Origin of the sequence: Bacteroides sp. AF25-5LB (assembly GCF_003602965.1) — a bacterium.
GTDB lineage: Bacteria > Bacteroidota > Bacteroidia > Bacteroidales > Bacteroidaceae > Bacteroides > Bacteroides uniformis.
Window position 1 is genome coordinate 1 of the sequence record NZ_QTMC01000007.1, and the last position, 12,801, is coordinate 12,801.

General features: G+C 43.2%; 14 protein-coding genes and 1 pseudogene. All 15 read right to left on the bottom strand.

Annotated elements, in window-relative coordinates; genetic code table 11:
• Positions 1-1,877 (bottom strand): annotated as a pseudogene (locus tag DWY57_RS09290) (hypothetical protein); the annotation flags it as partial.
• 29 nt (positions 1,878-1,906) lie between these two features.
• Entirely contained in the window at positions 1,907-2,323 is a 417-nt protein-coding gene (locus DWY57_RS09295) for a hypothetical protein (RefSeq protein ID WP_117945649.1), read from the bottom strand.
• A 3-nt stretch (positions 2,324-2,326) separates the two neighbouring features.
• Positions 2,327-6,919 (bottom strand): tape measure protein, encoded by a 4,593-nt coding sequence (locus DWY57_RS09300; RefSeq protein WP_119961651.1) that lies wholly within the window; start codon positions 6,917-6,919, stop codon positions 2,327-2,329.
• Positions 6,920-6,921: 2 nt separating this feature from the next.
• Positions 6,922-7,170: a hypothetical protein gene (locus DWY57_RS09305; RefSeq protein ID WP_226790325.1), complete on the bottom strand. Its 249-nt coding sequence runs from the start codon at positions 7,168-7,170 to the stop codon at positions 6,922-6,924.
• Entirely contained in the window at positions 7,116-7,502 is a 387-nt protein-coding gene (locus tag DWY57_RS09310) for a hypothetical protein (RefSeq protein ID WP_118357976.1), read from the bottom strand. The genes DWY57_RS09305 and DWY57_RS09310 overlap by 55 nt, the downstream gene beginning before the upstream one ends.
• 259 nt (positions 7,503-7,761) lie before the next feature.
• Complete coding sequence (locus DWY57_RS09320) at positions 7,762-8,316, bottom strand: hypothetical protein (protein ID WP_119961653.1); 555 nt, start codon at positions 8,314-8,316, stop codon at positions 7,762-7,764.
• Positions 8,317-8,320: 4 nt separating this feature from the next.
• A complete protein-coding gene (locus DWY57_RS09325) occupies positions 8,321-8,716 on the bottom strand; it encodes a hypothetical protein (protein WP_119961654.1) in 396 nt (131 codons plus the stop codon).
• A complete protein-coding gene (locus tag DWY57_RS09330) occupies positions 8,713-9,009 on the bottom strand; it encodes a hypothetical protein (RefSeq protein WP_011966223.1) in 297 nt (98 codons plus the stop codon). The genes DWY57_RS09325 and DWY57_RS09330 overlap by 4 nt, the downstream gene beginning before the upstream one ends.
• Complete coding sequence (locus DWY57_RS09335; RefSeq protein ID WP_119961655.1) at positions 9,006-9,305, bottom strand: hypothetical protein; 300 nt, start codon at positions 9,303-9,305, stop codon at positions 9,006-9,008. The genes DWY57_RS09330 and DWY57_RS09335 overlap by 4 nt, the downstream gene beginning before the upstream one ends.
• Complete coding sequence (locus DWY57_RS09340) at positions 9,296-9,619, bottom strand: hypothetical protein (protein ID WP_041525557.1); 324 nt, start codon at positions 9,617-9,619, stop codon at positions 9,296-9,298. The genes DWY57_RS09335 and DWY57_RS09340 overlap by 10 nt, the downstream gene beginning before the upstream one ends.
• The gene (locus DWY57_RS09345) at positions 9,616-9,930 is read right to left on the bottom strand and encodes a DUF6706 family protein (protein WP_117714052.1); all 315 of its coding nucleotides are present in this window, start codon (positions 9,928-9,930) and stop codon (positions 9,616-9,618) included. Before DWY57_RS09345 ends, DWY57_RS09340 begins: the two co-directional genes overlap by 4 nt.
• Complete coding sequence (locus DWY57_RS09350; RefSeq protein WP_117714051.1) at positions 9,927-10,280, bottom strand: hypothetical protein; 354 nt, start codon at positions 10,278-10,280, stop codon at positions 9,927-9,929. The genes DWY57_RS09345 and DWY57_RS09350 overlap by 4 nt, the downstream gene beginning before the upstream one ends.
• An 11-nt stretch (positions 10,281-10,291) precedes the next feature.
• Positions 10,292-11,413 carry a hypothetical protein gene (locus DWY57_RS09355; protein ID WP_119961656.1) on the bottom strand — a complete coding sequence of 374 codons (1,122 nt, stop codon included), beginning with the start codon at positions 11,411-11,413 and terminating at the stop codon, positions 10,292-10,294.
• Between the two features lie 11 nt (positions 11,414-11,424).
• Positions 11,425-12,021 (bottom strand): head fiber protein, encoded by a 597-nt coding sequence (locus DWY57_RS09360; protein ID WP_118936721.1) that lies wholly within the window; start codon positions 12,019-12,021, stop codon positions 11,425-11,427.
• A 2-nt stretch (positions 12,022-12,023) separates the two neighbouring features.
• Positions 12,024-12,677: a hypothetical protein gene (locus tag DWY57_RS09365; RefSeq protein ID WP_119961657.1), complete on the bottom strand. Its 654-nt coding sequence runs from the start codon at positions 12,675-12,677 to the stop codon at positions 12,024-12,026.
• Positions 12,678-12,801: the final 124 nt, after the last annotated feature.

Sequence of the window (12,801 nt, forward strand, 5' to 3'; positions counted from 1 at the left end):
TCCGGAAAAAACACACGCTTGCGGAAAATGCCCTCTTCCATTTCAAGGATGCCATTCTTGTCGATGCACCCTCCGGAAATACCAGTGATGAACTCGCCGAACTTGACCCAATCTCCGAAGGTTATGGGGAAGGGAGTGCCGTCAGCCTGGTCTTTTCGAAGGAACATAGCCAAGGAACGCAAAGCCGAAAACACGTTATTATCCGTGGCCGGTGTAGAGTCATTCCTTCTTATCACATACACGCCACTACTACCGCTGCCCGTATAGGTCTGTCCCTTCAGAGTAAGGCTCTCAACCTTCTCCTCCAGCTCCCCAATACGGGAATAGGCAGCGGTTTCCCCGACAGTATATATAGGGGAATCATAAGGCAGGTCAAGATTGAATTCAAATCCGATAATCCTTGACTGCCTTCCGTTCTCGAAATAGGCCTTGTTGATAAGGTTGACCTTTTGACCGATGCTGTAGAGGTTGTGAATGCCGTCCTCACTGTATGCGACATCCGACATCATCTTACAGTTATATGTAGAAGGGTCTATCTTAGACTTGGCAACGTACTTATCGGCTTTGTCCTTTAATTCCAACTGTGCTTCTGCTACCAGCCCCATTTCAGTTATCTTCATGGAATTCCAGCCTGATAAGATGTAAGTATCACCATTTTCGGGGATAAGCGCTCCATCTGGAAGCGGTCTGCCGTAGTCCTCATTCCTGACTATCTCCCAAAGCTGTGCCTCAGGGTTCCAGCCACCATTCCCCAGTTTCTCCGGCTTTCCCTCAGGGTCGAATGTCACAGCGAATTCCATACCATTCAACTTGCCGGATTGGAAAGTGATTTTCAATTCCTTGCCGGGAAGGATATAGTCCTTTGAGAAGGTAATGCCAGTATCCTTGAAGCGGTAGGCATTCCACTTCTTTTCAGTGGTAGTCCCGTCGGCATTTTCTATTTTGTCAGTGTATTCCTTGATGGTAATGTCCGACATCGTGCCGACCCTTCGGGGATAGACATCATCGAAGATAACCACTTGTTCAATGGCTTCCTCGGTGGTCATATCGGGATAAGCGTCTATATACGGAGTTCCTTCGGGCAACATTAAGCGTTTTTGCACCACGCCGTTCAGCACTACAGTCTCATCAACGGGGCGGTAGTCAGATGGGATATTCTTTGTTGAGCCGAAAGCATAGATACGGGTGGCGTAGGTGGACCGGGATTCTGATCGTGGCATTTCCTGCACGTTTTTCCCAATCTCGAAATCCACCGCATCGCCAGACTCACAACGTCCGAAATGGATGATGTTTTCAGTCACCCAGCATTCGCAATCCCATTTCTTTGCCATAGAGAAGCAGGCGTCAAGGATGTTGATGTTGTCATAAGTCATCAGTAGCGCCTTATTCTCTACAGTGCTGTCAATGGAGAAAACAAAATCTTGTCCTTTGTATTTGTAACCAAGAGCTTTTAAATTTCTAAGGACTATACCGGCTTGAACATCAAGTGAAGCGGTGAGATTCCAGGACGCTTCCTGCCCGGCCACTTCGGGGGTATATTTAAAGATTTTGTTTTTCCATTTCCAGTAGTGGGCGTCAAGCTGCAACTCATAGTCGTAGCCTGCGTTATCGGTGTTGAATACCGGCTTCTGCAAGTCGCACACCTCGAACAGCCCGAAGTCGCACTCCACGTATGAACCAAGTTTGAAGAATATAGGACTCTCCAAGGAGAACTTTAACGTGATGTAGTCCTCCTTCATAAGAGTAAACTTACGCTTGCAGCCTTCATTGGGAAGGGTAGTAAGCAGGATAGCACCGGATATGTCTTTGATGTCGATTTGTTCCACGTCTTCAAAGTTCGGAGATAAAAAAAAGAGTGCCCAATTTTGAGCACTCATATACGCAACAATCTCTCTATTGTTGGAATTTAATTTCTGTTTGCCGGATTCGGTTCGTTGAACTTGGCTGAAATTTTTCCGAAAGTTCGGTCTAAACTCTGTGCGTAAGTGACACTCTTGCCAGTATAAATAAGATGGTAAACTTCGCTACTATTAGCCGGAACTTGAATATCAATCTTGCCTTTATAAAGCTCATCGAAGAAAGCTTTTTTCTTTAATTGATAATCGGACTGGGAATTTCCTTCAATTGTAAAAGAAAGTGTTATTTCCCTCTCATCGACTTTAGGATTATTGATTATCACACGTTTTCCATGTTCTAACCGGGACTTATTCTCTATAAATTCTTTCATGGGTGATGATGCACCAAGTACATCAAGAAAGCCCTCTCCTATTCTTACCCCCCATGTTGTGTAGGCGTCTTGGGTATTTATCAATAAATCTGACATAGTTTATAATTTAGATGTATTGTTTTTCACTTCTGCCATATCTTTCTGAATTTGAATGATTGGTTTTACAATAGCTCCTGTATTTTCCGAAATCTGTACTAATTCAAGATAAGATTGTGCTATCAAATCTCGCGTATCATCAGCGATATTCCTTGTTTCCGTATTTATGGAAAGTAGAGCATCAGCTTTTACTGTTAGTAAATTAAGCGATTGAGATTGAATGATATTTTGATTCTTTATCTCTTCTCCTGCTATCTGCAGAGCAGTAAACCTACCGCTTAATTCTCCTGCATCTTCATGTGTCATTTCAGTACCGAACCCTCTGGAAGTTGAAGACTGGGATGTTGATTCTTGCGAAATCTTGTCATATCCGGTGGCTGCGGCAAGCTCGTCACGAAGCTTCATCGCTTCTTCAATGTAACCCATATACTCGCTGTTCAATGCATTTCTTTCGGATTCCGTCAAAGAACCATCCTCCATACCCTTTGCAAACTTCTCATACCACTTCTTTAGCTTGTCCTGATAAAGTGTTCCTATCTGCTCGGAGAGCATAGCTTGCATGAAGTATTCCGAAATGTCTTCGGCTGCATCTTTGGACGATGCTTTCATGTCCATAAGGGTATCTATGAAATTACTGTACACACCATCGAATGTAGTCTGTGTAAGCTGCTCGTTTATCTGATTATGGATTTCCTCAATACGTTCCTCCCCCTCGATAATCTTATCAAGATAATCTCTCACATCGCCATCTAATTTAGCCCAAAAAGTAGGCGCTTCTGACTTTAGTTTCTCCAACTGTTCAGTAGTCAGGTCAAACAATCCCGTCATGCGTCCGGTACCTATAAAATCCTTGGCGTCTTTGACAGACATGTCGAGCGCTCTGGCGATGTCCTGCCAGTCGCTTGACGAGGTGTTCTTTGCCATGCGCTTGCCAATGGAATGAGAACCGGCAGACGCACCGGAGTTTAATCGTTCACGCCCAAGTATTCTGTACGCCTCAATGCTTTTGTTGACAAGTTCAAGAGCCTCTTTGCCTACCTTGTCCGCTTCTGCTCCGTAGGATGTGTTGATGTACTCCAGCTTCTTGTCTATCAGCTCATCCCATATCTCATTGAGTTTGTTATATTCCTCGACCATCTCGTTATAGTGGGAATAATCGGCACCGAACATCCCATCCAACGCAGACACTACAGCGGAAATTCCAGAAACTGCACTCATTGCGCCTCCGACAATATCACCCGACATGATTTGCCCGACCCCGGATGCCGTTTGTCCTAAGCCGCCAAGCGCATCAATGGCGCTTGTTATCTTACTGTCGTCAAATCCGAATATGTCGGCGATACTTGAGCCGAACTCATTCAATGCAGGGGCAAAAGACGTCACAGCATTTCCTATATCGGTGATTCCTTGACCGGTTTTCTTGGAATCGTTGCCGCCCTTTTTTATGGCTTCTATCCCTTTCTCCAAGTCAGAGACGAAAGCCTGCCACGGTGATTTGCCTTTCAGCTCATCCTTTAGCCCTCTGATTGCATCTGTTACGTCCTTTATGGAGATTTCACCCTTTTCTATCTTTTCAATGTCCTTATCAGTGAATCCGAGCGCTTTCAATTCATCAAGTGTAACATTCGTTCCGTCACTTTCCTTTGTACCAGACATGTACTTGACAAGTGTTTCATACTTATCAATGATGGACTGAATAGCGGAAACGGACTTATTGCTGGCATCTTCAAAGAGGTCTGCCATCGCCTTTGTGGAGTGACCGAACTGTTCATCAAGCTGTTCAAGAGCCTTGTTCTTTTGGGCTACCTTGGAAGCGTACTCCGGGCTGTCGGTTTGCAGTTTGGCTATCTCGTCATTGTATTTCTGTACAAGGTTCTTCCGTTTTTCTTGGTAATTTCCGTACTCAATGAAGTATTCCTGCCAAGCCTTTCTGTCCGATTCCAGCTTCTTTCTGTTTACGTCGGAGATACCGGATTCCCTTCCTTTTGCTGCATTGGAAGCCCACATGCCAAGAGTAGACATTTGCTCGTCGGTTAGCTTGCCGCCCTGCAAACTTTCCCATTCCCTGCGCTGCTTCTTGATGGCATCAAGCTCCCTCTGATAGTCCAAGTCAATCTGCTTCAACTTCCTTTCCGTGCCGTCCTCCATGAGGTTGACTTCATCCTGCTGGTTTTTCCGACGAATGGAAAGAAGTTGTTCGGCAAGTTGTTCTTGCTGTTTAAGTCGGTTTTCGGCTTCTTTCTTGGCTTGATTTTCCTGCTTGATTAAAGAACTTCCGGTAATACCACCTAAATCTTTATAGGCTTTCTCTTTTGATAGCATATCTTCACGGGCCTTTTTTACCTGTTCCGATGTTGCTTGTTGGTCTTTCAAAAGAACTTCATACCCTTTCTTTGCCTCTTCCCAATCTTCTTTTGCTTTGGCAAGGTCTTGCAGGTAGGTTGTTTTATTCTTCTCTGCGTCAATTCGTGTCTGTTTAGTGGATTTTGCAGTATCTATAAGTGTTTTTATGTCTTTCACATTATAGATTGCTTCATCGGACAAAGTACCCTTAATATCAATAGGTAAACGGAGTTTCACAGTACCATTTTTACCTTTCCCTTTGATACTCTTTTCTAACTCAGAGATGTAGCGGTCAAACTCACTAATATCAACATCTTTAAGATTGGATATGAACTGTTCAGAGATACCTTTACCTTTATCAACAAGAAATTGGTCTCTATAAGAGCGAAGTTCTTTTAACTTGTTTATTTCCTGCTGTGTTAATTTACCACCATTGATTTGTTTGGCAGAAAGGGCATTTTCATAGTCTGAAACAGCTTTGTTAGCAGCTTCAAAACTTCTTGCAACTTCCTCGCCTGCGCGCTTTGCATCCTCTTTGGCTATTTGTTGTTTTAATTGAAGTATGTCAGCAAGTTTAATTGATTCAATATCGTATTGGGCAAATATCTTGGGATATTCGCTTCGTAATACCGCCAAACTTTCACCTCGCTGCAAGTCAGACAATGCAATATCACGAGAGCTTTGAATAAGACCGTCTATTTTTTGTTTCCGTTCGCTATCAAGCTTGGTCGCTTTTTCTTGTTCTTCATTATACCTCCTTGTTCCTTTTTCAGCAGCGGTTGTAGAATCTCTGAATGCCCACATAGTAGCTGTTAATCCAACAACCACCGTAGCCAATGCTACATAAGGATTAGTTAGCATAGCAGCATTTAAAGCTAACTGCGCTTTTCGTGCCAATAAACGGGCATTGATAAGTCCAATCTCCACAAGAGTATGTTTACTTTCGGCAGCAGTAACAAGCATCACTGCGGTCCGGTATGTACCATAAGTAACCACTAATCCAGCCAAGACCTTCCCTACTGTTTCATAATTCTGAATCAACGAAGTTGTCATTTGAATACCGTCCATGATAACACTTTCTGACTTAATTCCCAATTCGTTAAACACGGAATCCAAAGCATCCTGCATCATAGACAACTGACCATTGATAGTCTTTGAAGCATTCTCAGACATATTATAGAACTTACCACCTGCGGAAGTTGCATCAATGAATGCCTGTTGAACCATTTCAGCGGAAACAGCACCTTTGGACATTTCATCTTTCAAAGTTGCGATAGATTTTCCGGTCTTTTCGGAGATAATCTGTAACGGGTTGAATCCAGCGTTTATCATTTGATTCAGATCCTGCCCCATAAGTTTACCCGCTGCTGACATCTGTGAAAATGCCAAAGTCAGCGAATTGAACTTACTGGATTCCCCCATAGAAATATCACTAATGGCTTTCAAGTATTTGATAGTATCTTCTGCTTGTATGTTAAATCCAAGCATCATCTTTTCTGCTCCAACCATATCTGACATAGTAAGTGGAGAAATCTTAGCCAGCTCCTTGATTTGCGGAATCAGTCGCCCTGCTATATCTTCTCCAACCATAGTCTCAATAGCGGTCTGCATAGATTGAAATTCGCCACGCACACGAATCATTTCAGAACCTAATGCCTTTAATACTCCGGCGCCACCAATAACTGCCAGCGCTTTCTTCCAAGATATAGCGATACCTTCGTTAGTTTCTACTACTTGTTTCCCATCATTCTTATAAAGTGTATATTCATCCCGGAGTTTCTTTACGGAAAGACGCGCTTCGGCTTGCTGTTGGGTGAGGTTGAATAAAGCATCCCGTTCTTTACCGAGCGCTCTTTCTTGTTTGTTGATGTGATTAAGCAGTTCTTTATCTTCCCCACCTCTTGAAACGATGTTCTTATATAACTCCTTATTTTTACGAATAGTTGTTTGAAGAGAACCTATGGCACTCTTTTGAGCGATAATCTTCTCTGTGAACCCATTTACAGATTGGGAAGCATCGAAGATTTTCCTTTTGAATCCCGTTTCCATCTCTGCTCCAGCTTTGGCTGCATTAGTTACCAACTCATCCAATCTTTGATTAGATGCAGCAAGTTGAACATTTAAAGCCTTGAAAGCAGCAGGAGACTGCGTGCCATCCATGCTCATTAACTCTTGTTTTAACTTCGCAATTTCATTACGGAGCCTTACAACTTCTTCCCAGTCACTACCTACCTTAAAATATAATTTCGCCATATCTATTTCTTTTTCCTACGATTAGCCAATTCCTTACCACTGATTCTATTCACCTTCTGACCACCATATACTGCGTGTAATTTATCCCGTTGCATCATCAGCAGATTCCGATAAGGGATAATCTCAAACACTTCTGTATAACTCAGATGCAGCGTGTCAATCAAATGGGCTATCTGCCCGAAGAACGTTGTGTTTCCTACTGTTTCGGTCTTGCTGCCAGCATCGACACGTTCCTCATCGAGCTGACACACTGAAAAGCCGATATATCCATCATAGAGAAACAGACTTCCAAGGCATCTTTGACTTCTTCAAAAGTGCCGTTCTCCAATTCTTTGACCAAACTATCATTCCCGCAGATGAAGCATGAAATACCTTTCAGCATATCTTCAGTAGCTTCAGGAAGCTCTTTAATAGCCTCCATGATATTATCTCCTCGCAGGGCGATATTGGAAAAATGATGAATGGCACGACAGATAATTTTAATTGTAGGAGGTTTAATGGTATAAACCATCCCTCCTATCTCCACATTCTTGAAATCCAGCCCTAACAAAGCATCAGAAACTGTTTTTGCTGCTTGATTCATATTCTTAAACTAAAAGGGGGAATGGTATATATCCATCCCCCGGTTATCACTCTTGTGCTTTTACCAATGTTATCTCTTTTTTAAGAGTGGTATCAACTTCAGAAGGAGTGGTTTTAATATCTCCTGACTGAGTGACGTACCCCACTTTCGACACTTCATAGTGAACGGTAGCCCCAGCATTCACCTGCTTTGACTTGACCGTTGCACCGTCCAGCTTTACGGTCGCATCGGAAGGAGTAGGTACAATGGTTACTGTAGTTCATGCCTGCAAAGCTTTAATCTGCCCCTCTTCGTAGTTATACTCAGAAGAAACGCCTTCAATTCCCGGTTCCTGCACCAAGCCTTTTACAGCGATTGCAATTGCCTTATCCGTATTGGCTTCACGGGAAACAATACGGCATTTGGGGAAGATGAACCAGACATCATCATCGGTCAGACAGAACAATGCTTTGTTGATAATAACTTTATCCAAAGCACGCTTCCAACCTACATCTTTAGATGTTGCCTGAATAACATCGCCACCCATGAACGCTTTCTTGGTCTTCCAGTCATATTGTCCGATAGAGAAAGCGGGCGATACTTCTCCCGGCACATCATCGTAACGGTAATTCTTTCCCGTTAATTGGTTCTTGTGCCCAGTGACGGAGGCTTCCGTCTCCTCAATCTGCCACGTTTCCCCGTGTACATTCAAAACCTCATCTTTGGCAGCGATGGCTGCTTGAATCAAAGTTTTTGCAATTTCGGGGGTAATGTCTGCCGTTACCTTATCAATGTCGGCAAACAAGATTCTTTTAATTCCTACTGCTGAAATCATAATCTTATAGTTTTACATTTAATACTTCAAATAAAATTCTCACATTCACATAATGACATTTCAAAGCTGTGTCCACTTCCGTACCAATTGATTCAATAGAGTAACGATAGGTTGTACTGTCATAGGTGCTTACTACATCATCAAGCAACTTGCCAGCTTTTCTTTCGAGTTCATTCAAACGAATTGTGTTCGCCTCGCTCTCGCTAAGATCGGGAATGCAAAGGTTCACTTCGGCAAAAGACTTTTTCCAATAAGTTCCCGGCTGTTGTTTCTTCGTGTGGATAACGATTCTTTCAGAGGTCAATTCACCCGTCAGCGTTTCCCCGTTGGGTACTATGCTTATTCCGAAAGCCTTGCAGTCCCGGTAGAGAATGTTTCCTATGTCGGTAGTTACTATCATACTATCAAATATTGGACGTTTTCGTCATATTCGAGAAATACGTGACAAACCAAATCTCCAAGTTGAACCGTTCCGGCAAATCTTTTTCCAGCCAAATCTGCATCTGATACGTGTTGCCCCGTTCCGTACATATAAATATCCACAAAGCACAATTCTTTCTGATATTCATCTACAATAGCCCACAAGCAAACAGTACCTCGTTGTACTTGAACAGACAATATCCTCGACCCGATAGGCAGACATAGTTTTGAATGGTCTGCAACAATCAATTCATACTTGAATATTCTTTTCATTTTTCAAATTCTTCTTTTAATCGTTTCTCCGCATATAAAGCAGCACTACTCAAAACATCATACCCTTTAGATTCTACGAATGATGCGTATTCCGCTTCGTTTTTCAATGTCAAACCATCCTTATTGACATCGTAATCATTGGACGTTCTCAAAGTGAGTGTATGGTCTTTATAATCGCCATGTTCCTCTGCGTACTTCACGGCTTCATCGCCTACATCAATCATCTTCTTTTCGACCTCCCATTCTCCATCCTGAAGGAACTGGTCAACATCTGAGAAATCAAAATCTACATCCATAATTCCGAGTAGTTAAAGTAGTTTGTACTCTTTACCGTGTAGACTTCGCCTTGACCTCTTACGCCATCACCGTCCATGCAACGTACTTCATCGCCAGCCTTGACAGTAATTCTTTTCTCACATACTACATGATAATTCGGACGATACACAGAGCCGTTATCAGATGAAAACTCTTTGGTAGTGTTATCATCACAACGGCACTTGCATACCTCCTGCCAGTATTCACCACCGGTACCGGGAATAGGTCTGCCAAACTCATCCTTATCCATCGGGGTGATAACTTTTACCTGCAATATGTGTGGAGCGAATATCATAAGAAAGTCACTTTAGGTTTGTTGCTCAGTTCGTCTTTCAAGCCGTACTGCTTACACAGAAATGAATAGTAATCCTTAATGCCTTGAATGTTCCAAGACATAGAAAAACCGCCTTCACTGATTGAAGTGGCACGGAGTAATAGAGAGGGGATGAACTTCGCAATCGCCACAGAGACACGACCGTGGCAATCCTCGTTCATCTCATCCTCTCCGCTTATATTCGCGTTCAGACACATATCGAAAAAGTCAGCCTCTGACAACTGGATGTCGAAGGTCTGAAACCTTTGCTGTATGTAGTCATTTACTGTCATGCCTCAATCCCTAATGCTTCTTTCAGTTTGGCTGTTGATTCTTCATCCAGTTCTGCAACCTTAGCCAAAAGAGTTTCCTCTTTCATATTGCCGGAAGCCTGCGCACCGATAGACTTCAAAGCATCAATCAAAGCCTTCTTCTCAAACTCCTTTTCAAAGAGGGAAATTTTCACCTCTTTCTTTTCTTCAGGAGCTTTCACTTCGGGATTTTTTGCCTCAATCCGTTCAGCAAGTCTGCGGCTTTCCATATCCAGCACACGGGCTTCCTCACCGACTTCAATCACTTCACCGGGAGTGTAATACTTTCCGGTGAACTTGTCGCGGAAAACTGATATAACCTTTACTTTCATATCCTACCCCCTTATGCTGATTGGATGGATGCAATTTCGTTCAAATCGAAATTGGTTATCAAGTCCGGGTTGGAAATCTGCGGAATCCACTCTGCCGTATATTCCATGTAGCGACCGTTCTTATCACGGTAGTTGGAGATAAGCATCTGCCCCTCTGACGGGATATAAGTACGTCCTTGTACTGGGTCTGTCGCTTCATACGGGGTATGATGGCGCATATAACCAATGTTGTCAGAAGGTAACAGAGTAATACGGTTATCCGCGTAAATCTGCACATTCTTTCCCGTCTGGTCTTTCACGTAGTCCTCCTTGATTTCGATGCGAGGCAGACCGATGCCGGTGAACACTTCGGAAGCCAACGAAGAAGAAATCAAACCCGTACTCAACTTCATTTCGTTGCTGCCGAGAATCATCTTGTACTGCTCACCAAATTCAGAAGAGCCAAGCACATTCTTGTTGAAGGTTGCACGGGTCATTATCATCTTGGCATAAACGCCATAGTCCGGTGCCAAGGAATGAAGTTTCTCTCTCAAATAAGAGATAAACATATTCTTTCCGTCCACAACCACATCTCCACTTTTCGGCTTGATAAAATTGAACGGAAGGGTAATCTCCAGCAGTTTATTATTGGTCTGACCGGAAGTGATTGCAGCGTCTTTGTTGTAAACGGTGGCTTCACCAAGCATCAACAGCGCACCGACAATAATATCCATACGCTTGTGGGCGGCAAGGGTAATCTGACGGTAGTCGTCTGCCAGGAAGTTTACAATCTCTTCCATTGCAGCCTTTTGGTCGGCTGGCTTAGCGGCATTGAACTTGTCAATCAAATCCTGCAATTCAGAAAGACGGTCAATAGACATCTGATAAGCATCACCCAAATAGGCAATCTCACCATATCCGGAACCGATGTTCCGACGTTCACGGATGGGTTTCTCTCCAAAACGCGAATTGATGGATCCGGCCAAAACTCCAGTTACAGAACCGATATAGTCTTTGAACACACGAGTAGTCACTCTGCGGAAAGTAAGATACTGCTGCCAATAGATTGTGTCCGTGCGTGTCTGGTTCACACGTCTGATGATAGCGGAAACAATGTTCGCATCATCGAATAATGTTTGAATCGTTAAAAACATATCCTACCTCCTTACTCGTTAAATTCAAACCATCCCTTCATGTTGGCTTTATCGTTCTCGGAGAACGGCATAACCAATTTTGAGGGTTCAATTTCTGCGGCTGTACGAAGCAATGAAACCAATGTGATTCCGTCCTCAACCTTTGTACGGTTAAACAGAGCCGAATTAGCCACATGCTTTTGCTTTAAACCATCAACTGCAACCGCATTGAATAATACAGCATCTTTGGCAATATTCTCACCAAAAGCAGCCTTGATAGTCAATACATCGTAGTTGGCATTAGACTTATCAATTGCCGTTACTTCTGCACCTTTCTTGCCGTTTCCGACAAACATACCCACATAAGCCAAAGAGTTCTTAGCTACTTTGATAGACAAAGCCTCTCCACCAGTGGTATAGGCTTCCGCAACTCTCACATTGATTACCGCATAAGCGAACTTGTTTTTCAAGTCCGCACAAATCGGTGTAAATCCGGGAAGAAAACTTCCCACTACCAGGTTCTGCGTGTCGAGTTTGAACGGACCACGTCTACGAATGCCGGTCTGGACATCGTAGCGTTCCTCTTGCTCAACGGGTGGAACCAAGTCATACTTAAATCCTGCTGACATAATTAATTCTTGTTTTGTTCAACAATAGTTTTCGTACCCTCATCAATCATTTTAGCGATAGATTCAGATTCTTTCTCAATCTTCTCTTCCGCTGATTCGGGAGGGGTTACGCCTTTGAAGCCGTCATTTGCGAACTCCTGCTTCAAGTCCTTGAAGTATGCGTCCAAGTCCTCATCGTCCTTAATGGCGCATCGTTTGGCGTAGTTTTCGGGAATACCATACTCCTTTGCCTTTGCCATAATCTGCTCCTGCCGGGTAGCTTGTAACTTCTCTGTCTCGAATTGAGCGAGCTTATCAGAAAGAGGTTTAACGGCTGCACTCACTGCGTTAGCAATAATAGCCGCCATGTCGTCCGTCTTATCTTCCAGCTTCAGATTAGGGTTAGGATTGGGATTAGGATTCTCAATTGACTTACCGTCTTTAAGGTTATGTTTCTTTTCGTAGTTGGAAACTGCGGTCTTGGAAGCATCCCCGGCACGGAAATCACCATAGGAGTTAAGCACGTCCGAAAAACTGATACCCTCAACAATGGAGTTTACCTTTGTCTCGTCCGTTACACCCTCTGCCTTTTTAGTAGCGATTCGGGTTAAGATAGCAGTGTCCACCCCAGCGAATTTCTGTTGTAGCCCTGCCAAGATTTGTTCTAAGATTGTCATACCGTATGAATTTGATTTATAAATTTCTACGGTAAATTTCGTTATTTATAAAGAAGGTGAAAAATTATCAGATAGGTGATACACAACAATGAAGCGGTTGTTGTAAAATGGTATAAAAAAGGCG